Source organism: Rothia gullae (assembly GCF_024294905.1).
Taxonomy (GTDB): domain Bacteria; phylum Actinomycetota; class Actinomycetes; order Actinomycetales; family Micrococcaceae; genus Rothia.
The window spans coordinates 13683-35208 of the sequence record NZ_JANCOC010000016.1 but is presented as its reverse complement, the minus strand read 5'-3'; the positions used below and the strand labels follow the sequence as shown (position 1 = coordinate 35208).

Sequence of the window (21526 nt, the reverse complement as noted above, 5' to 3'; positions counted from 1 at the left end):
CAAAGTGGAAGGGCGGCACATCCAGGTATGGAGCCTGCCGGAGCTAACGCTCAATACTCGCCGAAAGACGAGCCAGTGCACCAATCACGGCTGCCTTATTCTGCGTCGACCACATCGGCGGCATCGCCTTCATCAAGAAACCGCCGTAGCGTTTAGTCGCCACACGAGAATCCAGCACAGCCACCACGCCGCGGTCAGACACCGAACGGATCAGGCGACCCGCGCCCTGTGCCATACGAATCGCCGCGTGATGAGCAGAAACCGCCATAAAGCCATTACCGCGGTGACGGTTCACCGCCTCCGCACGAGCCTGCGCAATCGGGTCATCCGGGCGAGGGAACGGAATGCGGTCCATCACCACCAGGCGGCACGAGTCACCGGGAACGTCCACGCCCTGCCACAGGGTCATCGTTCCGAACAGGCATGAGTCAACATCCTCGCTGAACTCTTCCACCAGAGCCTTGAGCGAAGACTCACCCTGCAGAAGAATGTTCAGGTCGCTGTGCTCACGCATGTACTCGGCTGCACGCTCAGCGGCACGCTTCGAGGAGAACAGGCCCAGGGCCCCGCCCTCCGACGCCTCGCACAGCTCACGCAGACGCTCCAGCTGGCCCTGATGCACACCGAATCCCGGAGGCTTCAAATCCCCGGCAACGTACATGATGCCCTGCTTGCGGTAGTCGAAAGGCGAACCTACGTCGATGCTCGTCCAGCGCGGCGCGCCCTCGCCCTGTAGTCCCAGAGCACCGGCGGCAACATCAAAAGAGTCACCCACCGTCAGAGTCGCGCTCGTCAAAATCACGGTGCGGTCAGCGAACAGGCCGTCACGTAGCTGTAGACCAACGCTCAACGGGGCGATGTTCAGGGTCGCCGGGTCAGTATCGGAAGCAGCCACATAGCGGCCGTTCTCCCAGCCACCCTGACGAGAAATCCACAGCACGTCCTGCTCTCCCGAAGCCTCCAGAATGCGGCTACTCATATCGTATACCTCAGAGACACGCGAGCGCGCCATCTGCAGGCCGGCGTCAACGTCCTGACCGTCCGGTTTGGTATCGGACAGGGTGGTTCGGGCGGCATCATTGACCGCAGAAATAGCGGTCAAAAGGCGACCGTCCAGGCCCTTCAGCAGGCCCTCGGCGAGACCCTCGAACGCGGTCTCCAGGGTGCCGGCAGCCATTTCCAGTGCGCCGGAATCAGCCTTCGAATGCTTCTTCACGCTACGCGCCGCACGGCGAACCATCGCAACCGTCAAAGAACCAGACACGGCACCGGTCACGCGGTCCACCAGCTCATGAGCCTCATCAATAATAACCGTCTCATGTTCGGGCAGAACCTTCATGCCCTCGAAAGCGTTAATCGCCAGCAGGGCGTGATTCGTGATCACGATATCAGCCTCAGCGGCACGGCTACGCGCCATTTCGCTAAAGCACTCCTCCACCAGCGGGCAGCGGCGACCCAGACATTCGGCGGCGCTGACCGATACCTGAGCCCAGGCGCGGTCAGAGACGCCGGGCTTCAGCTCGTCACGGTCGCCGGTCTCCGTGCGGTCAGCCCACTCGCGCAGACTCACCACTTCCTCGCCCACGCGGGAGGTCGAAGATGGCATGTCAAAGAGAGCATCCGGCTCGTCTTCCGGGTAGCCGCCCTCCAGCTTGTGCAGGCAGAGGTAGTTATTGCGGCCCTTGAGCAGAGCCACCTGCGCCTGCGACTCCGGGCGCGGCTCCAGCGCTTGTAGAAGACGCGGAATATCGCGGTTCACGATCTGCGCCTGCAGGGCAAGGGTCGCCGTCGCAACCACAATCGGTTGGTCCGACTCCCCCACCCTCGCCAGGGCAGGAACCAGATAGCCCAGGGACTTACCGGTACCGGTACCCGCCTGGACCAGCAGGTGACGCTGCAGTTCAAGAGCCTGCGCCACATGCGCCACCATGGTGCGCTGACCGGCACGATTCTGACCGCCAGTGGCGGCAACCGCCTCGTCCAGCAGGGTCAGGGCATCCTTCGCACCGGGCAGGGTCTCAAGCTCCTGCCCGGTGAATCGGGTGCCGTCGGTCGCCGTTCCGGGCACGGTTCCCGGGGCATTTTTGGGCGCGTTGATGCTCTCGGTCACGCTCATCCGCCCCTAGAGAGCCTCAGCGGTAGAGGGCTGCTCAGAAACAGAAGCGGTCGCTTCAGCCAGGGCGTGTGCCTCCGCAAGTTCCTCTTCCAGGACCTCCAGCAGGTCGCCTTCCAGCACATACTCGGACAGTTCGGAGGCGACATCCTCACGGACCAGAGCCACCACGAAGGTGCCGTCCGATACGAAATCGGTGCTCTTAATTTCGGCGTCCCACTCGTGCAGGCGCGAAATAATCTCGCCGTGCGAGTACGGAATCAGCAGCTTCACTTCAATGGAGGGGCGCGGAATGGTGTCCGCGATCTTCTGCTTCAGCTCCTCAATACCCTCACCGGTACGCGCCGAAACAATCACGTGCTCCGGCTCGTGCTGGCGCATACGCTCCAGCACGAACGGGTCGGCGGCATCCGCCTTATTCAGCACAATGATTTCGGGGATATGGCGGGCGTCAACCTCCGCAATGACCTCGCGGACAGCACGAATCTGCCCCTCCGGGTCCGGGTGCGAAGCATCCACCACGTGCAGGATGACGTCAGCGTCAGCAACCTCTTCCAGGGTGGAACGGAACGCCTCCACCAGCTGGGTCGGCAGCGAACGCACGAAACCCACCGTGTCAGAGAGGGTGTAGCCGATACCGTCCGGGGTCTGCGCCTTACGGACGGTCGGGTCCAGGGTCGCAAACAGGGCGTTCTCCACGAGCACGCCGGCATCGGTCAGACGGTTCAGCAGGGAGGACTTACCGGCGTTCGTGTACCCGGCGATAGCCACCGAAGGCACACGGTTACGGCGACGGTTCAGGCGCTTCGTCTCACGCGCCGGCGCCATCGCAGCGATCTCACGCTTCAGCTTCGCCATGCGAGCGCGCAGGCGGCGGCGGTCCATCTCAATCTTGGTTTCACCGGGACCACGCGAACCGATACCCTCACCGGCTGCGGCACGGCCACCCGCCTGACGGGACAGGGACGCACCCCAACCGCGCAGACGCGGCAGCATGTACTCCAGCTGAGCCAGCTCAACCTGTGCCTTACCCTCGCGGGACTTAGCGTGCTGAGCGAAAATGTCGAGAATCAAGGCGGTGCGGTCAATGACCTTGACCTTCACGATGTCTTCTAGGGCACGACGCTGCGAGGGAGCCAGTTCCGAGTCGACAATGACGGTGTCGGCGCCGGTCGCCTCGACAATGTCCTTGAGTTCCAGCGCCTTACCGGAGCCGAGGAAGGTGCCGGGGTCCGGCTTGAGTCGGCGCTGAACCAAACCGTCCAGAACCTCGGAACCTGCGGTTTCAGCCAGTGCCGCGAGTTCACGCAGGGAGTTCTCCGCGTCCTCTACGGTGCCTTCAGTCCACAGGCCAGCCAGCACCACGCGCTCCAGGCGCAGCTGGCGGTACTCGACCTCGGTGACGTCTTCAAGTTCGGTGGAGAGGTTCGCGATACGGCGCAGTGCGCGGCGCTCAGCGAGGTCTTCCTGGTCACCGTCATATTCGGAATGTTCGCGCTGAACGTCAGAAATTTCACGCGCGCGAGTATCCAGCACACGGCGGCCATTGTTGCCGTGAGCGCTGGAAGAGTTATCGCTGTGATGCGCGGTACCGGCGGCGTCATAAGTAGTAACGGAGGCGGCGGCCTGGGAGCGGCCCAGAACGCGGTCTACGGTGCGGCGCAGCTGCTCATCGCTGGGCAGCTTTTCGGTATCAGATACGGGGATGTTCTTAGAATTCATACGACTCTAATTCTACCGCCGTTGCCCGCATCAGGTAGGGGGTTCGGTCGCCTGTGCGCTCAGGGCGTGCAAGCTGCTGACCCGCCCCGCGCATTCTCTGCCCGTGTGCGGCGGGTTCTTGTCCTACCGGTACACTGGATAGCATGAGCGAGCAGCATTATTTCTCTGAAACCCCCGAGACCGAATTCAAGCCCCGCCCCGTGCAGGTGGAGCTTGCCGGTCGCAAGGTCACCGTCACCACAGCTAACGGCATTTTCAGCCCCTCCGGTATTGATAAGGGCACCGCTATTTTGCTGCAGGAAGCACCCGACCCGCAGGGCGAACGTATGCTCGACATCGGCTGCGGTTGGGGCCCCATTACCCTGACTTTGGCGATGCTCGCACCGCAGGCGCAGGTGCACGCGGTGGATGTGAACTCCCGCTCCATTAGCCTGACCGAACGCAACGCCTCCGCTCTCGGCCTGTCGAACATCACCGTGGGAACCCCCGAATCGGTTGACCCCGAACTGCGTTTTGACACCATCTGGTCGAACCCGCCGATTCGCGTGGGCAAGGAGGTTCTGCACGAAATACTGCTGACTTGGCTGCCTCGCCTGGCACCCGGTGGTGACGCCTACCTGGTGGTTCAAAAGAACCTGGGCTCCGATTCTTTGCAGAAGTGGATGGACGCACAACTTGAGGAGCTGCGCCCCGGCGAGTTTGAGGTGTCGCGCTATGCGACTTCGAAGGGCTTCCGTATTCTGCAGGTGCACCGCTACGAGGGCTAAAACCTCTGGCGCTCATTGCTTAAAAATATAAAAGCGGCGGGTGTTTTCTGAATGTGTTCTCAGAAAACACCTGCCGCTTTTGTCTATAAAATCTCTGGTCTAGGACTGCTCGCTACCGCAGCAGGCTATCGCAGCACGACGGTCGAAACCATCTGCGCCGGACCAGCCAGAACAACATGCTCCAGGTCGTCCGGGCCCAGCACGAAAGTCACCGCGAGGGTACCGCCGGGCACATGAACCAGCCACTCATCCGGTGCTTCCTCGCCGCCCCAGAAACGGGTCGCCGCAGCCGCCGCACACGCGCCGGTACCGCACGACAGAGTCTCGCCCACGCCGCGTTCGTGTACGCGCATACGGATAGCGCCCACATGCGCGCCGCTCTCAACGTCCAGGTCGACCGGCACCACAAACTCAACGTTCGTACCGTTGACCGGGGCGGGGCTCACCTGAGGCAGGCTGTGAAGGTCCAGGCCGTCCAGCTTACCGTCGGAGCCGAGCATCACCACGGTGTGCGGGTTACCCATCGAAATGGACAGGCCAGCACGCGGAGTCTTCAGGCCGCGAGCAGACACCAGGCAGTCCTCGCCACCCTCACGGGCAGCCTCACCGTGAATGAAGCTCCACGGACCCATATCAATCGCGTAACCCTCTTCGGTGCGCGCCACAGTCTTCACGCCGGCACGAGTACCAATCTTGACGGTCTCACCCACCTCAAGCTCAATCAGGCCCTCAGTGCGCAGGTACTCCACGAACGCGCGCACACCGTTGCCGCACATTTCAGCGATAGAGCCGTCACCATTGCGGTAGTCCATGAACCAGACAGCGTCCGGGTGCTCCTCGAGCAGCTTCTGACCCGCGCGGGAGGCGGTGCTGCGGGCAGCACGAATGAAGCCGTCCGCACCAATGCCGAAGTGTCGGTCGCAGGCGCGGGCTACCAGCTCGGGGGTGAGGGCAATTTCTGCGTTCTCGTCCGTCAGAAAGATGAAGTCGTTACCGGTGCCGTGACCCTTGGTGAGGGTCAGGCCTGCCAGCTCGCCCCAGATGGAAGGGTTCTCGCTCATATGCTGTCCTTAAGGTTGGTGACCTGTCAGTTTATGATTTTACCGCGCCGACCGGTTCAAGGGGGTATCTGTTCGGCGGCGGCTCGTTATTGTGGCTTATCGGGTGCTTTCGCGGATGATGGCTTCCGCTTCATCGGCAAGGGTGGGTGAGAGCGCATCTAGCCACTGCACGCGCGGATCCGCACGGAACCAGGTCAGCTGGCGGCGCGCAAACTGACGGGTCGCAACGGTCGTATCCTCAATCGCCTGCTCCACGCTGTAGTCCGCATCCTCAAGGGCGCGAGCGAACTGCGCGTAACCAATCGCGCGGGAGGCGGTCTTCCCCTCCTGCAGTCCCTGCGTATTCAGGGTGCGAATCTCATCGAGCAGACCCTGCTCGTGCATCAGCTCCACGCGGCGGTGCAGACGCTCGTGCAGCAAGGCACGATCCATATCCAAACCAATCTGAATACTCTCCGTCACGTACTCGCGCACCGGCATGAACGCCGAGAACGGGCGGCCCGTCACCTCGAACACCTCCAGGGCGCGAATAATGCGGCGCTCATCCTTCACCCGCGCAGCCGACTCCGGGTCTACCTCCGCCAGGCGGGCGTGCAGAACGCCAATACCCTCGGTACGCGCCTGCTCCTCCAGACGCTCACGCACCCGCGCATCCGTGCCGGGGAACTCCAACTTATCCAGGGCAGCACGCACATACAGGCCGGAACCACCCACCAGAATCGGGTAGCGGCCACGGGCACGAATCTGTTCAATCAGCTCACGGCTATGCTCCTGAAACTCCGCCACGGACGCCTCATCCCTCACGTCCATAATGTCCAGCAGGTGGTGCGGAACGCCGTGCATCTCTTCCGCGGTGACCTTCGCGGTACCAATATCCATACCCCGGTAGAACTGCATAGAATCAGCGTTAATGCACTCACCGTTCAGGCGCAGAGCCAGCTCAATGGCGAGCGCGCTCTTACCGGTGCCGGTCGGGCCCACAATAGCGATAACGGGCAGAGTTTCGGAGATAGTCATGCGCCCCATTCTACCGGTTCCCTCACCTCCACTTGCGGTGGTGGCAAAAGCCCGAGGAACAGGGCGCATGGTTCGTTATAGGTTTTAGGGGCGCAGACCGATGGTCGGCATGCCCAGACCCACCGGCGCACCGGGCACCTGGGTGGTGCCGGTACCGCAAGAGTCAGCCTGGGAGCGGTCCCACGCGTCACCGGCGCGGGTGCGGCGCAGCTGGTACTGCTCGGCGGTCGGGTCAGAAATCAGGTGGAAGGAACCAGCCTCGGTAATCGGTACGGTAACCATGTCGCCGGGGCGGGGAGTTTCGCAACCCTCGGGCACCGAGAAGTGCACGAGGCGCTGGTCCGGGCCACGACCGGAGAGGCGGTGAGTCTGCTCAGCCTTACGACCTGCCTCCGCAACGACCATCAGTTCAACGGTCTTACCGAGCTGCTTGCGGTTCTCTTCACCGGCGATGCGGTCCTGCAGGGCAATCAGACGCTCGTAGCGTTCCTGCACGACCTCCTTCGGGACCTGGTTCTCCATGGTCGCCGCGGGGGTGCCGGGGCGGATCGAGTACTGGAAGGTGAACGCGGAGGAGAAACGAGCCTGCTCCACAACCTTCAGGGTGTCCTGGAAGTCCTCTTCAGTCTCGCCAGGGAAGCCCACAATGATGTCGGTGGTAATCACGGCGTTCGGGATGCGCTCGCGCACCTTGTCCAGAATGTTCAGGAACTTCTTGGAACGGTAGGAGCGGCGCATATCCTTGAGCACCTTGTCAGAACCGGACTGTAGCGGCATGTGCAACACGGGCATGACGTTCGGGGTCTCAGCCATCGCGTCAATCACGTCGTCGGTGAACATTGCCGGATGCGGGGAGGTGAAGCGTACACGCTCCAGGCCCTCAATCTCGCCGCAGGCACGCAGCAACTTGGAGAATGCCTGACGGTCGCCGAACTCCACGCCATAAGAGTTCACGTTCTGACCGAGCAGGGTCACCTCAATAGCGCCGTCGTCGACCAGTGCCTGAACCTCAGCGAGAATGTCGCCGGGGCGGCGGTCCTTTTCCTTACCGCGCAGGGACGGCACGATGCAGAAGGTGCAGGTGTTGTTACAACCGACGGAGATAGACACCCAGCCGGAGTACACGTGGTCGCGCTTAGTCGGCAGGGTGGAGGGGAAAACTTCGAGGGATTCAAGCAGTTCTGCCTGCGCCTCGTGGTTGTGGCGGGCACGCTCCAGCAGGGTGGGGAGGGCACCAATGTTGTGGGTACCGAACACGACGTCAACCCAGGGGGCCTTCTCAATGATGGCGTCCTGGTCCTTCTGAGCCAGGCAACCACCCACGGCGATCTGCATGCCCTTGTGAGCGCGCTTGACCGGCGCCAGCTGACCGAGGTTGCCGTACAGGCGGTTGGAAGCGTTTTCGCGGACCGCACAGGTATTGAAAACCACCAGGTCGGGCTGGGTGCCTTCCTCAGCGCGAACGTAGCCGTTAGCCTCCAGCAGGCCGGACATTCGTTCGGAGTCGTGTACGTTCATCTGGCAGCCGAAAGTGCGCACTTCGTAGGTGCGGGGGCTGGTTTCGGGGGTCTGGGCGGAATCGCTGAGGGTCGAAGTCATGCCCTATAGGGTATCCGATGGGGGATAATGGCTCTATGCAGGTTTCCCTTAGTAGTAACTTTCCGGCTCTGTCTCCGAACGGTTCTTCCGCCCCCGCCCCTGACGGGGAGCTTCTGAACACCCTCATTGAGGAGGCGATTGCCGCCTACTCCCCCGTGCCGCCTCAGGCGAGCGCTGATTCTGCTTCGATGCGTCAGACTCTGATGCAGTTGCTCAGCTGGGCGCATTCTTTGGAGCAGGTGGCTGCCCGCACGGTTGAGCGCGTGCAGATTCTGGGCACCGGCATGCGTTCTGTTGTGGTGCGTGTGGCGTATGAGCCTGCCGCCGAGTCTGCACAGTCTTTCGAGTCTACACAGTCTTTGCCGACCTCGATTATTGTGAAGCGTTACCGCCGTAAGGATTCGACGGTGAACGCGGGCGGTTTCGGGTACCTGCGTGAGTGCTACGGTTTGGAGGCGCTGAACCGGCAGGTTCCGGGTCTGTTCCCCCAGCTTTACGGCGCGGATCCTGAGCTGCGCGTGCTGGCGCTGGAGGATGTGAGCGCCGGAACCGTTGAGGGCGAGCAGTATTCGGTCGCCCACGCCCTGCTGGAGGGCACCGAACGGCAGGCGCTGGATGCGCTGAACTACTACATTGAGGCGTACCGTTCCCTTGCCGCCAGCGGCATTATGGGCGAGGCGGTCGAGGATTACCGCCTGAACCTGGCGCGTGCCGACCGCAAGGCGCAGTTCCCGGGCGCTATTGCCTCGCCGGGTTTGGCCGAGCGCGGTTTGAAGAAGCTGTACGGTGTGGCTGATGAGGCGTGCTCCCCCGAGCACGGTGCTGACTCTAGCCCCGATTCTAGCCCCGCCGCGCATGAGGACGCGCCCGTTCTTCCCGCCGCCGTTGAGGAGCTGTCCTTCCGTTTCCGCCGCGTTCTGCAGCCCTTCTTTACTAAGCGCCCGCCGGTACCCGAGCAGTTCAAGCTCAACCGCGGCAGGGTGTATATGCTCTCTTCGGGCGATTTTTCGCCGCAGAACGTGCTGATCGGTTCGGCGGACGGCTCGCAGGTGCGCATGGTCGATGCGGAGGGCACCTGCCTGCACCACCGCGGCTTCCCCTTCGTTGAGGCGATGCTGGGCTTCCCCTCCTCGCCGGAGTACCCGCACTACCGGGTGGATCGCAAGAAGGCGCTGCCGGCGCTGTACTCTGCCCTCTTTGAGGATGCCCCGCTGGATGAGCACCTGGCGGAGGATTTGGCGGTGTGCACGGCGGTGACGGTGTGCGCCCTGTTGGAGCTGTACTTCTTCTTCGGCGCGTTCCGATCTGTTGCCTCGTATTCGCCGTGAAGGTGCGCAACTGATGCGCCTGCTGTTGGAGATCGCCGGTTCTCAGGATGCAACCCTCACCGAATTCGCGAACCGTCTGGAAGCCGCTGAATAAGCAACAGAGTAAACAGCGAATATAGCCTTTCGACAAAGCGTTTGATAAAGCTCAAAACGTAAAGGGTGAGACCAGCACAGAGTATGCCTGTAGCGGGCTCACCCTTTATTGTGCCTATTTTTACGGTCACGCCGGGTGGGTCTATCTGTGCGTGCGGGCTGTGTTTATTCGCCCTCTACCAGAGCTCGTCCTCTGCACCGTAGGCGGCGAGTTCTTCACGAATCACCGACATCGACACTGAGGAGGAGTACCCGCGGCGAGCCAGCATCCCCAGCAGTCGGCGGGTCACCCTATCCTTTTCAGCGCGGTCGCTCAAATCCATGCCGGGGCGCAGCTTCTTGCGCACCAGCTCGGCGGCGTCCTCACGTTCCTGTTCGTCGGTACGCTGAGCCAGGGCATTCTCCGCCTCTTCACCGCGCACTCCGCGTTCAGCGAGCTCACGGCGCAGCGCGGCGCGGGAGAGCTTCTTGGTGCGGCTCTTCTGCGCCACGAACGTTTGGGCGTATTCGGCGTCGTCAATGAGTTTTGCCGCCTCGAACTTATCGAGCAGCGGCTCAATGAGCTCCGCGTCGAAGCCTTCTGCTTGCAGCTTCTTACGCAGCTGACCTCGGGTTTTTGCCGAGTACGCCAGTTGGTTGTACACGATGGTTTTAGCGCGCGTGTAGGGGTCTGTTTCTTCCGCGGCTCGGGTGGCACGCACCTTCTGCTTCCAGGAAGGCACGTTGTTTTCCGACGGCGAGGAAGCATTTTTCATCTGAGAGCCGCCCGGTTGGGAGCCGCGTGCTCGAGAGCCGCCCTTTGGGGATCCAGCCGAAGCGACACGACGCTTTCCGGTACCGACGCCCTGCGCCTCCTCCTCGGCAATACCGCGGATGAGTGCTTCTTCGGCGGGGGTGAGTTCTTCGTTCAAGCTACTTCCCTCCCTAAATAGGTTGCTCCCCGAGCCGCAGCCCGCAGGACTCTTGCGTGTTTTCTCGTCGTCACTTCGAGCCCCGAAGGCGGGCGCGTAGGGCGAACGGCTCCGCATTTTCTCTTGCTGCACCGCGCTCATGCGGCGGAACCCACGCTTGTAGTCGGTGTTCTTGGAGGCACGCGAAGACTTGCGTTTCTTCTGCTTATCCCGCTGAGCGGCTTGCCTCTCGATCTCTTCCTTCTCTTCGGCGGTGAGCCCCGATCCGATGGAGGCGGCACCCGCTCGACTCATGCGCCCAGCCGCCATAGGGCGCGGCTCGGCACCGCCGGGAGTGAAGGCACGAACAGGCGCTTCGTCAATGGAGACGGCGGGCAGGTTCGGGTCAACGAGCAGGCTGCGGCGCGGGGACCCGCTACCTTCTTCGGAACTGCCATCTTCAAATTTGCCGGGCACAGCCTGCAGGGGCAGCTCGGGCACGCGGAACTCACCGACGTAGTCGCCGCCGTTATCGCGGGCGATGCTTTCTTCAACAAAGCCGTGCGTGGCGGGGTGCCAGTCCGGGAACTCCTCAGCGGCTACCAAATCCGCGATCCTGTTCCGCACCCACTTTTTGGGTGCGTTTTCTGTGGCCGCTGACTTCTTCTGAGGCGCAGGCTTCTTCTGAGGCGCAGGCTTTTCAGCCTGCCACGCTTTCGGCTTAGGTTTCTGGGGTGCGGTTTCTTGGCCCCCACGCTGCTCCGCTATCGCGTCTGCGGGGGCCGCTTCGTCCGAGGGAGCCCAATACTCCCCCGCGTACTCTGCTTCAGGGTACTCTGCTTCAGGGTACTCTGTTTCAGGGTACAAAGGCTCTGCCGGATACGGAGGTTCGTCCTCGTAGGGAGGCTCGTCAGGGTATGAGGATTCGTCAGGGTATGGGGGCTCATCCTCATACGGGGGCTCTTCAGCAGCAGGAGACACAACAGCAAGAGACGCCTCCCAGCTGAGGGTGGGCTCAGCCAGGGGCGCGGGCGCCTCAAAATTGAGCGCCTCGAAGCCACCTACCTCAACCGGCGGGGCAACAGGCTCAAAGGCAACAGAGTTACCAAGCTCTGAGGAACCGAAGTACGGTTCGGTCGCCTCCAGCGCCGCAAAACCGGCGTCGCCGTCACGCGCGCTGTTTCGCTCACGCTCTTCATGACCGTTCTGTTCCGTCATGCGCTGTTCCATCATGCACTGTTCCATCATGCGCTGTTCCGTCATGTTCAGTTCCTCCTCTCCCCCGTGTTGGCTCGCTTGATGAGTTGGGTCGCTTGATGAGTTGGGTCGCTTGATGACCCGTGCGCCCGGCTATACGGCGCTCCCCCCCCCATTCTAGCTAGGCGTTGTCCCGGCACCCCCGATACGCCCATTAACGGGCTCCCGTTAACGACTGATTGCCGTGTACCGTGCGGAATGCACAGCACACGGCAATCAGTCGTGACGTTAGCAAGAAGCTACACGGGCGGGTTTAGAACTCCTCAGCCAGCTCGTCCAGCGGGTCGTTACCCTCGGACTCAGCAGCTACCTGCTCGTCGGCTTCTTCCTCAATGATGCCCAGCTTCACCAGAACCTTGTACTGCAGTTCCTCGGTGAGCTCGGGGTTGTCCTTGAGCAGCTTACGAACGTTCTCGCGACCCTGGCCCAGCTGCTCACCGTCGTAGGTGAACCATGCGCCGGACTTCTTGACGATGTCATTCTCCACCGCCAGGTCCAGGATGCCGCCCTCAACGGAGATGCCCTCACCGTAGAGGATGTCGAACTCAGCCTGCTTGAAGGGCGGAGCCATCTTATTCTTCACAATCTTGGCGCGGGTGCGGTTACCAATCGGGTTAGCGCCGTCCTTGAGGGTCTCAATGCGGCGGATATCGATACGGACCGAAGCGTAGAACTTCAGCGCCTTACCACCGGTGGTGGTTTCGGGAGAGCCGAAGAAGACACCAATCTTCTCACGCAGCTGGTTGATGAAGATTGCGGTGGTGCCGGTTGCGGAGAGGCGGCCGGTAATCTTACGCAAAGCCTGGCTCATGAGGCGAGCCTGCAAACCCACGTGGGAGTCACCCATGTCGCCTTCAATTTCGGCACGGGGTACCAGCGCGGCAACGGAGTCGACGACCACGATATCAACGGCGCCGGAACCAACCAGCATGTCCATGATTTCCAGTGCCTGCTCACCGGTGTCGGGCTGAGAGACCAGCAGCTGGTCGATGTCCACGCCTAGCTTAGCCGCGTAGATCGGGTCCAGCGCGTGCTCGGCGTCAATGAACGCTGCCACGCCGCCTGCCTTCTGAACGTTCGCTACAGCGTGCAGCGCAACAGTGGTCTTACCGGAAGACTCGGGACCGTAAATCTCGATGACGCGGCCACGGGGCAGACCGCCAATACCCAGTGCGGCATCCAGGGCGATAGCGCCGGTGGAGATAACCTCGGTCTTGGTGATTTCCTTATCACCCAGACGCATAACTGCACCCTTGCCGTAGTTCTTGTCGATCTGTGCCATCACGGCTTCAAGTGCCTTGGCGCGACCCTCTTCGGGAACGCGAGCTACGCTCTGGGACTTGGTGTTCTTAGCCACGGTAGTACCTCGTTCTTTGTGTTGTCAGTGGTTGACTGGGAGTAATGTTTCTTCGGAATCGGTGGGACTCGTGATCGAGACCTTGAAGGTTTTGGCCTACCGGTTCCTTCTGAAACTACTCTAGGGTCACAGCCTGACAGGATAAGGCCATTTTTTAAAATCTGTGGAAAACTTTGAAGATTTTTCCGAAAAATTCCTGATGTGGAAAAGTCTAGCACGAGTCGAACAAAATTACGACCCAGTTTCGAATAAATCGGATAGGGGTTCGGCATATATTTTCGAAAAACCCCGAAATCTCGACTAATTTATTCGAAAATACCTCCCGCGCAGGCGCTAGCACTCGAACAAACGGCAGGCCCCGCCCCTACGCGAGAAAGCGCCAGACTCACCAACTAGCGCAACGGCTCCTTATCGGGACCCAGGCGGCGCTCCTGCGGAATCTCCTGCTCCTCACAGATCGCAAGCCATACGTCCTTCGGGGTAACGCCCTGGTCTAGCGCCTCCGCAGCGGTCACATGGCCCAACGAGCCCAGCACCAAGTCACGCGCCAGCACCGGCGCATACCCGGCACCGAACTCATACTCCATGCACGCCCAAAATTCGCTCAGCTTCACAAGCACTCCTTACGCTTCACCGCTAGTTCGCTTCATAATTCGTCACATCGCCCACATCTCGCCCGAGAGCGAACTCAGAATAAGCGATGCCGCACACCCCCACATTAAGGGGATGCACGGCATCGCTTCACGTTTAGCGCGGCATGTGCCGCCTCGAGTTACTTCGAGAGAATGTAGTAATCGCTCTTGTACTGCTCAGACATCTCAGCCGGAACAGTATCCGGAATCTGAACGCCCTCAAGAACCGCCATACGGTCAGCAACCTCACGCAGCATCTGGGACATCGGAATGTCCAGAGCCTGGCAAATCCACGCCAGCAGTTCGGAGGAAGCTTCCTTCTGACCGCGCTCAACTTCGCTCAGGTAACCGAGGGAAACACGGGCACGCTGGGAAACCTCGCGCAGGGTGCGGCCCTGACGCTGGCGAACATCGCGAAGAACCTCACCGATTGCCTGTCGCAGGGGAACAACCTTAGCTTCCTCAACGACCGGGGCGACCTGTCCGGGGGTCTCCTCGATTTCCTTCCACTTAGTAATGCCATTAATCGATACGCGCTGCTTAGCCATGAGCTTCTATATCACTTTCCTGAGTAGGTATTCCCGACCTGCGGGACTGTACAGAGTTAAGCCTAACTGATTTTTGGAGCGTGAGCTAGGAGCCCCGCCATTTTTATCTTCTTCTTACGGCTTGTATCTATTCAAACAGGCGAACCTATGCCTTTATTCCTGCGGAGCTGAAAGAACCCTGTGAATATATTTGAACCGTAAATTTTTTCTCAGGTAGGGGCTGCACAGCCCGGCACCCTACACCAGCTCGTCCTTCAGAACCCCACCGGCGCCGCCGCGCACCGCACGCGCCAGCAGAGCAATCGCATCCGCGCTCGCCGCCGCACGAATCTGCGCGCGATCCCCCGAATAGTGGCGCTCAAACACCTCAGAACCGCCCGGGGAACACACACCGATATAGACCGTACCCACCGGCTGACCATCCGCAGGATCAGGACCGGCAACACCCGTGGTCGACACCGCATAATCGGCACCGCACACGCGCGCCGCACCGACCGCCATCTGCACCGCCACCGCTGGATGCACCGCACCCTCACGCGCCAGCAGCTGAGCGTCCACGCCCAGCACCTGAGCCTTCACCTCGTAGGCGTACGAAATCACGCCGCCGCGGTAATACGCGGATGCGCCTGGCACCGTACAAATCGCGCCGCCCACATCCCCACCGGTCAGCGACTCAGCCGTCGCCACCTGCACCGGGCCCTCCTGGGCGGCGCGCAACTGCACCGCATCACGCAACAGCAGCGCCGCCGCCTCCGGGGTACCGGAGAAAATATCAGCAGGCTCAGCGGAGGAAAGCTTAGGGGACAGAGCATCTTCAAGTATGAGGGGAACAACCATCATTCTCTCCTTTCAGCGGCGAACCGCCGCCCAAAACCTCACGCGGCACACAACGCGCCGCAGGTACAGCGAAGGGGAGCAGCACACGCCACTCCCCTCGCCTCTACTTACCGCCGCCCTGGGAAGCCTGAGCCTGCAACCAGTTACGACGCAAAATATACGCATCACGCACATACACCAGGCCGGTCCACACGGTAATCGCGGTGACCGCGCCCATCAGAACCCAACCAGGAATTAGCCAGCCAAGACCCAGCTGACCCAGCGGCAGAAGCATCAGCACCAGCGCCACCGTCTGCAGCACGGTCTTAATCTTGCCGCCTTTACTAGCGGCCATCACACCGTACTTAATAACGAACAGACGCATAATCGTAATGCCCCACTCACGCAGCAGAATCACAATCGTGACCCACCACCACAGCTCGCCCAGCGCCGACAGCACAATGAACGCCGCGCCAGTGAGGAACTTATCGGCGATCGGGTCAGCAATCTTACCGAAGCTCGTAATCAGGTTACGCGAGCGCGCCAGGTAGCCGTCCGCCCAGTCCGTGAGCATGGCAAGAATGAAAATAATCCACGCCAGCCAGCGGTGCGTCGGATCAGCGGCACCAAAAGTACCGCCCGCAACCAAGGCAACGATGAAGAAAGGAACCGCAATAATACGCAGAACCGTCAACACATTCGGCACATTCCAGTTCGAAGGCTTCGCGGTGCTCACGGCACCGGCGGATGCGGAATTGCGAGCTTCACTCATAACGGCTCCTTACGGGTAGATGGCTTTCGACGGTGAGAGACCGCGTACACACCGACACCTAAACGTATCGGGGATACGCAAACACCCCGTACCGTCCATTATACGTGTGCCGTAGCAGACATCACAGGGACGATACGGGGTGCATGTCACGCACCCACTAGCGAGTGGACTCAGCCGAATGGATAGGGCGCTGAAAGACTAGCGGCCGGTCAGCTGCCAGGCGTCCTCCGAGCCCTCATCATCGGGCTCATCGAAATAGTCGGTGACCGCATCGCCCGGGTCCACCGCATTCGCATACGGGTCGGCAGCCGGAGGCTCCTCACCGCGAATACGCGCCAGGGTCACCTGCAGGTCATCCGGGCGGATGAGCACCTCACGTGCCTTCGAGCCCTCCGAGGGGCCCACCACACCCTGCGACTCCAGCAGGTCCATGATGCGGCCAGCCTTCGCGAAGCCCATGCGCAGCTTACGCTGTAGCATCGAGGTAGACCCGAACTGGGTCGTAATCACAATCTCCGCCGCCTGCAGCAGATCGTCGAGGTCATCGCCGATTTCCTCATCAATCTGCTTCTTCACGGCAGAGACCATCACGTCCTCACGGTAGATGGTCGGCGCCTGCTTCTTCACGTGCTCAACCACAGCGTGAATCTCAGACTCAGACACCCACGCGCCCTGAACACGCATCGGCTTCGAAGCGCCCATCGGCAGGAATAGCGCATCGCCCTGACCAATCAGCTTCTCAGCGCCGGGCTGATCCAGCACCACGCGAGAATCAGTGACAGAGGAGGTCGCAAACGCCATGCGAGACGGAACGTTCGCCTTAATCAGACCGGTCACCACATCCACCGACGGACGCTGGGTCGCCAGCACCAGGTGAATACCCGCCGCACGCGCCAGCTGCGTAATGCGGACAATCGCTTCTTCCACATCACGCGGGGCGACCATCATCAGGTCGGCGAGCTCGTCAACAATCACCAGCAGGTACGGGTACTCGTGTACCGTGCGCTTGCTACCGGGATCGGGCTGAACCTTACCCTCACGCACCGCCTTGTTGAAGTCGTCCACGTGCTTGTAGCCATAGTGGGCGAGGTCGTCGTAGCGGGCGTCCATCTCACGAACCACCCACTGAAGAGCCTCAGCAGCCTTCTTCGGGTTCGTAATGATGGGCGTAATCAGGTGCGGAATACCCTCATAGGCTGTCAACTCCACACGCTTCGGGTCAACCATCACCAGGCGCACCTGGTCCGGGGTTGCACGCATCAGAATCGAGGTAATCATCGAGTTCACAAACGAAGACTTACCGGCACCGGTCGCACCAGCGACCAGCATATGCGGCATCTTCGCGAGGTTCGCCAGCACGAAGCCACCCTCAACATCCTTGCCCACACCCATGACCATCGGGTGCTGGTTCGCGTGAGCCTGCGGGGAACGCAGCACATCACCCAGGGCAACGGTCTCACGGTCCGTATTCGGAATCTCAATACCGATTGCGGACTTACCCGGAATCGGGGACAGAATACGAACATCCGGACTCGCCACAGCGTACGCAATGTTCTTGCTCAGCGCGGTCACACGCTCCACCTTCGTGGCGGGACCCAGCTCAATCTCGTAACGGGTCACGGTCGGGCCGCGCGAGAAGCCGGTAACCTGCGCATCCACCTTGAACTGCTCCAGCACGTTCGTCAGAGCCTCAACCACGTGCTCGTTGACTTCGGAGGATTCCTTAGCGGGCGGACCGGAAACCAGCATCTCCTCAGAAGGCAGCACGTACGCGCCGCGGGAGGATTGCACAACCTGCTCGCCGCGCGCCTGCTCGGTGGTCGCCACCTGCGTATTGTTCTGCAGCGGGCGGGATGCGCCAGCCTCGGGCGCTCGCGAAGCCGCGGGGGCCGCGTTCTTCGGGTGCGCACCCGGCGAATACATACGGGTAGGAATCGGCGGCTGAGCCGCAGACTGTGCAGGGTTCCCCACCTGGTGGGGCTTGGTCTGCTGTGAAGCTTCCTCAGAAGCACCGAAGCCGTCATATGCCTCAACGTCAAAGAGAGGCTCCTCGCCAGGAATACGGTTCACACGGCCGTTCGCCACGGCGGCACGCTGCACCTGATCCAGGCGGGCTGCGGGCGCATCCGATGCCTCAACGTCATAGAGGTCAGGGCTACTCGAATAAGCACCGTTCTGTGCAGAAGCACCCTGGGCGGACGTACCCTGCGCAGCTGGCGCCTGATTGAGGCGACCGGCCAGACGGGACAGACGGTTCGGCTTAGCCGCAGGGCGCGTCTGCTGAGCGAATCCCTGCGCAGAATCCTGTGCAGAGTCCGCCGGCTGTACCGCCATCTGCGTGGTTTCCAGGTGAGGCTCATCCACCACGGCACTCACGAATGCTTCATCACCGGCGTACTCGTCCAGGGAAGAATCGGTCGACGCAACGGGAGCAATGCCCAACCAGCCGCGCAGACGAGCGAACAGACCACCAGACTTCTGAGTCGTACGTGCCGGTTTCTCGTCCGCGTACAGGTAGCTGCGGTCATGCTCCTCAGCGTTCAGGTCCACGGTCTGAGTCGCATCCGAAGGGCTGTCCTTAACGGAGGTTCGAGTCGTGCCGTTCGGTTTCTCACCCAGAGCCAAACCGACCAGGTGCAAAGTACGCGGCCCCACCTGACGAATCGGAGTGTTCGTCAGAACCATCAGACCGGCAATACCCAGCAGCAGGTGAATCAGAATCTCAACGAACGCAATACCGCCGCTCACACGCACAATGGGAGTGCCCAACAGCACGCCAGCCACGCCACCACCAACCCAGACGGCGTCAAAACCATCCGCGAAGGTCGGGTGACCCGCATGGCGAGCAAAGAACAGGGAGGTCGTCACCAAAATGATGAAGGAGCCCAACGCCACGCGGTTATTACGTTTAATCAGGTCGGGTCCACGGAAAACGCACCACGCCATGATGAGGCAGAGCACCGGAACCAGCAGAGCACCCTGACCGAAAATACCACCCAGCATGGTGTGCCAGGCGTCCAGGGGCGCACGCAACAAACCGAGGGAGGTGTGGGCACGCCAGTTGTACCACTCCACTCCGGCACTAATCAGGCCGAGCAGCAGGATGGTGAGTGCGCCGCCGTCACGGCGGTCTTCGGGCGCAAGGTCGGTGCGCACCGCACCAATGGAGCGGAAGAGCCCGCCGATAGCGTGAGCGATGCTCAGCCAGACGGAGGAGATAGCGCCCGCTACAGGGTTTGCCGCATTAGCACCGCGCTGGGCACCGCCTCGGGAGGTGGTGCGCTTGCGGGTGGTCTTCTTAGTGTTTGCTTTAGTAGAGGTCGTGTTACGACCCTTCGTGGTCCGTGGAGCCATACCTTTTAGGGTATCAACCTTCCCGTTAATGTACCGATTCTTTCGTTATCAGTGAGCTAAAAAGTGCGCCCCGCTCGCGCCTATGGGGACATTGATAGGGCACCGATGAGGCGCTTCTCCCCTACTGCGTTCGCTTTCACGCAGCTTTCGCCCGTACGTTCTGCAGATACACAGCAGACGGGGCCGACACAACGTATCGACCCCGCCTTTTCGCTATGACAGGCGACTAGCCTCGCGCAGAGTATTAGTTCTTCGCGGCCTTCGAGGTGTTCTCAACAACCACGGGAACGATCATGGGCTTGCGGCGCAGACGGCGAGAAATCCAGGCACCGATGGTGCGGCGCACAATCTGCTGCAGCTGCTGCACGGTGTGAACCTTCTCGGGTGCGCGGTGCAGAGCATCCTCCAGAGCGGCGGTAATCTTCGGAACAATCTCGTCAAAGACCGAGTCGTCCTCAGCGATACCGCGAGCGTGAATATCCGGGCCGGTCACCACGCGCTTAGTTGCGCGGTCAATGACGGTAACGATGGACACGAAGCCCTCTTCACCCAGGATGCGGCGGTCCTTCAGGTCGCTCTCGGTGACCTCACCGACGGAGCGGCCGTCAACGTACAGGTACTCGCAGGGAACCTCGCCCACCACGGATGCCACGCCATCGCGCAGATCCACGACGGTGCCGGATTCGCAGAGCAGCACGTTCTTCTTCGGAACGCCGGTCTCCATCGCCAGGTCACCGCTGGCAATCAGGTGGCGAACCTCGCCGTGAACCGGCATAACGTTCTTCGGCTTGAGAATGTTGTAGCAGTACAGCAGCTCACCCGCGGCAGCGTGACCGGAAACGTGAACCTTCGCGTTGCCCTTATGCACCACGTTAGCGCCCAGCTTCATGAGGGCGTTAATGATGCGGAAGACGCTGGTCTCGTTACCGGGAATCAGCGAGGAGGCGAGCACTACGGTGTCGCCGGGCTCAATCTGAATCTTGTGGTCGCCGTTCGCCATGCGCGACAGCGCCGCCATCGGCTCGCCCTGCGAACCGGTGCACATCATCACAATCTGGTCGGGGCGGTAGTCGTCAACCTTCTTCAGATCCACCAGCACGTTGGCGGGGACCTTCAGATAGCCCAGCTTCTCGGCAATGGTCATGTTACGCACCATGGAGCGGCCGACGAGCACGACCTTGCGGCCACGCTCAGCGGCTGCATCCAGTACCTGCTGCACGCGGTGAACGTGCGAGGAGAAGGACGCCACAATGATGCGGCCGCTTGCGTCACGGAAAACGTTCGACAGCACCGGACCGATGTGCTTCTCGGTCGGGGTGAAGCCGGGAACCTCAGCGTTGGTGGAGTCCGGCAGGAACAGGTCCACGCCCTCCTCACCCAGGCGGGCGAAGTGGCGCAGGTCGGTGATGCGGCCATCCAGCGGCAGCTGGTCCATCTTAAAGTCACCGGTGTGCAGAACCTTGCCTGCCTTGGTGCGGATGTAGACAGCCAGCGCATCCGGAATCGAGTGGTTCACAGCAACGAACTCACACTCAAACGGGCCAAAACGCTCCACCTGGTGCTCCTTCACCGCGAGGGTGTAGGGCTTGATGCGGTGTTCGGCGAGCTTCGCCTCAACCAGTGCCAGGGTCAGTTCGGAACCGACCAGGGGGATGTCGGGGCGGCGGCGCAGCAGGTAGGGAACCGCGCCGATGTGGTCCTCATGGCCGTGGGTCAGCACCATGGCAACCACGTCGTCCAGACGGTCGACAATGTAGCTGAAGTCGGGCAGGATCAGGTCCACGCCGGGCTGGGACTCTTCGGGGAAGAGCACGCCGCAGTCAACAATCAGCAGCTTGCCGTTGATTTCGTACACGGTCATGTTACGACCGACTTCGCCCAGGCCGCCCAGGGGCACCACACGCAGGGTGTCCTTCTTCAGGCGGGGCGGGAGGGGAAGATTCGCTTCAAAGACGCTCATCGTGTGTCTCCTCTTTCTTCTATGTTTTCTTGTGATGTCTGTGATTCGTAGGCGACGCTTCGTACCGCAGCACTCCCGCCGGTTCGACTCTCATATGCCGAGGAAGTGGAGGTGCTGCCGGTGCGTCCAAATCACCGAAAGTATTCAAAAGTATTCGGGGGCGTAGTGCTCGGGTGCCTCTACCTAAGCTGGGCTCTGTCTGAGTGGGTGGCCGATTCATTGGGCGGTAAACCGCGGCAA

Annotated in this window: 15 protein-coding genes; 2 read left to right on the top strand and 13 right to left on the bottom strand. The window is 61.3% G+C overall.

Annotated elements, in window-relative coordinates:
* Nucleotides 1–43: 43 nt before the first annotated feature.
* Both NML54_RS08615 and hflX read right to left on the bottom strand, forming a co-directional pair.
* On the bottom strand, nt 44–2116 hold the full coding sequence (locus NML54_RS08615) for an ATP-dependent DNA helicase (RefSeq protein ID WP_254757512.1): 2073 nt from the start codon (nt 2114–2116) through the stop codon (nt 44–46).
* 6 nt (nt 2117–2122) lie between these two features.
* A complete protein-coding gene (gene hflX, locus NML54_RS08610) occupies nt 2123–3835 on the bottom strand; it encodes a GTPase HflX (RefSeq protein WP_254757510.1) in 1713 nt (570 codons plus the stop codon).
* A gap of 143 nt (nt 3836–3978) precedes the next feature.
* Between hflX and NML54_RS08605 the strand changes: the two genes are divergently transcribed.
* Nucleotides 3979–4602 carry a class I SAM-dependent methyltransferase gene (locus NML54_RS08605; RefSeq protein WP_254757508.1) on the top strand — a complete coding sequence of 208 codons (624 nt, stop codon included), beginning with the start codon at nt 3979–3981 and terminating at the stop codon, nt 4600–4602.
* Between the two features lie 125 nt (nt 4603–4727).
* Here the strand turns inward: NML54_RS08605 and dapF are convergent, their stop codons facing one another.
* From dapF to miaB, 3 genes are all read right to left on the bottom strand, one after another.
* On the bottom strand, nt 4728–5663 hold the full coding sequence (dapF, locus tag NML54_RS08600; RefSeq protein ID WP_254757506.1) for a diaminopimelate epimerase: 936 nt from the start codon (nt 5661–5663) through the stop codon (nt 4728–4730).
* 96 nt (nt 5664–5759) lie between these two features.
* The gene (miaA, locus tag NML54_RS08595; RefSeq protein WP_371925804.1) at nt 5760–6680 is read right to left on the bottom strand and encodes a tRNA (adenosine(37)-N6)-dimethylallyltransferase MiaA; all 921 of its coding nucleotides are present in this window, start codon (nt 6678–6680) and stop codon (nt 5760–5762) included.
* A gap of 84 nt (nt 6681–6764) precedes the next feature.
* Nucleotides 6765–8279, bottom strand: coding sequence for a tRNA (N6-isopentenyl adenosine(37)-C2)-methylthiotransferase MiaB (gene miaB, locus NML54_RS08590; protein ID WP_254757502.1), 1515 nt, complete (start codon nt 8277–8279; stop codon nt 6765–6767).
* Between the two features lie 35 nt (nt 8280–8314).
* On the opposite strand from miaB, the gene NML54_RS08585 reads away from it, so the two are divergent.
* Nucleotides 8315–9607: a hemin ABC transporter substrate-binding protein gene (locus tag NML54_RS08585; RefSeq protein WP_254757500.1), complete on the top strand. Its 1293-nt coding sequence runs from the start codon at nt 8315–8317 to the stop codon at nt 9605–9607.
* A 269-nt stretch (nt 9608–9876) separates the two neighbouring features.
* Here the strand turns inward: NML54_RS08585 and NML54_RS08580 are convergent, their stop codons facing one another.
* From NML54_RS08580 to NML54_RS08545, 8 genes are all read right to left on the bottom strand, one after another.
* The gene (locus tag NML54_RS08580; RefSeq protein WP_254757498.1) at nt 9877–11853 is read right to left on the bottom strand and encodes a regulatory protein RecX; all 1977 of its coding nucleotides are present in this window, start codon (nt 11851–11853) and stop codon (nt 9877–9879) included.
* 247 nt (nt 11854–12100) lie between these two features.
* On the bottom strand, nt 12101–13204 hold the full coding sequence (gene recA / locus NML54_RS08575) for a recombinase RecA (protein WP_012903908.1): 1104 nt from the start codon (nt 13202–13204) through the stop codon (nt 12101–12103).
* A 392-nt stretch (nt 13205–13596) separates the two neighbouring features.
* Nucleotides 13597–13818: a DUF3046 domain-containing protein gene (locus NML54_RS08570; RefSeq protein WP_254757496.1), complete on the bottom strand. Its 222-nt coding sequence runs from the start codon at nt 13816–13818 to the stop codon at nt 13597–13599.
* A gap of 158 nt (nt 13819–13976) precedes the next feature.
* Nucleotides 13977–14384 (bottom strand): helix-turn-helix domain-containing protein, encoded by a 408-nt coding sequence (locus NML54_RS08565; protein ID WP_254757494.1) that lies wholly within the window; start codon nt 14382–14384, stop codon nt 13977–13979.
* A gap of 237 nt (nt 14385–14621) precedes the next feature.
* Nucleotides 14622–15221, bottom strand: coding sequence for a CinA family protein (locus NML54_RS08560; protein WP_254757541.1), 600 nt, complete (start codon nt 15219–15221; stop codon nt 14622–14624).
* A 103-nt stretch (nt 15222–15324) separates the two neighbouring features.
* A complete protein-coding gene (pgsA, locus tag NML54_RS08555) occupies nt 15325–15972 on the bottom strand; it encodes a CDP-diacylglycerol--glycerol-3-phosphate 3-phosphatidyltransferase (protein WP_005507107.1) in 648 nt (215 codons plus the stop codon).
* 198 nt (nt 15973–16170) lie between these two features.
* Nucleotides 16171–19326 (bottom strand): DNA translocase FtsK, encoded by a 3156-nt coding sequence (locus NML54_RS08550; protein WP_254757492.1) that lies wholly within the window; start codon nt 19324–19326, stop codon nt 16171–16173.
* A gap of 244 nt (nt 19327–19570) precedes the next feature.
* Entirely contained in the window at nt 19571–21286 is a 1716-nt protein-coding gene (locus NML54_RS08545) for a ribonuclease J (RefSeq protein WP_070633924.1), read from the bottom strand.
* Nucleotides 21287–21526 lie beyond the last annotated feature (240 nt).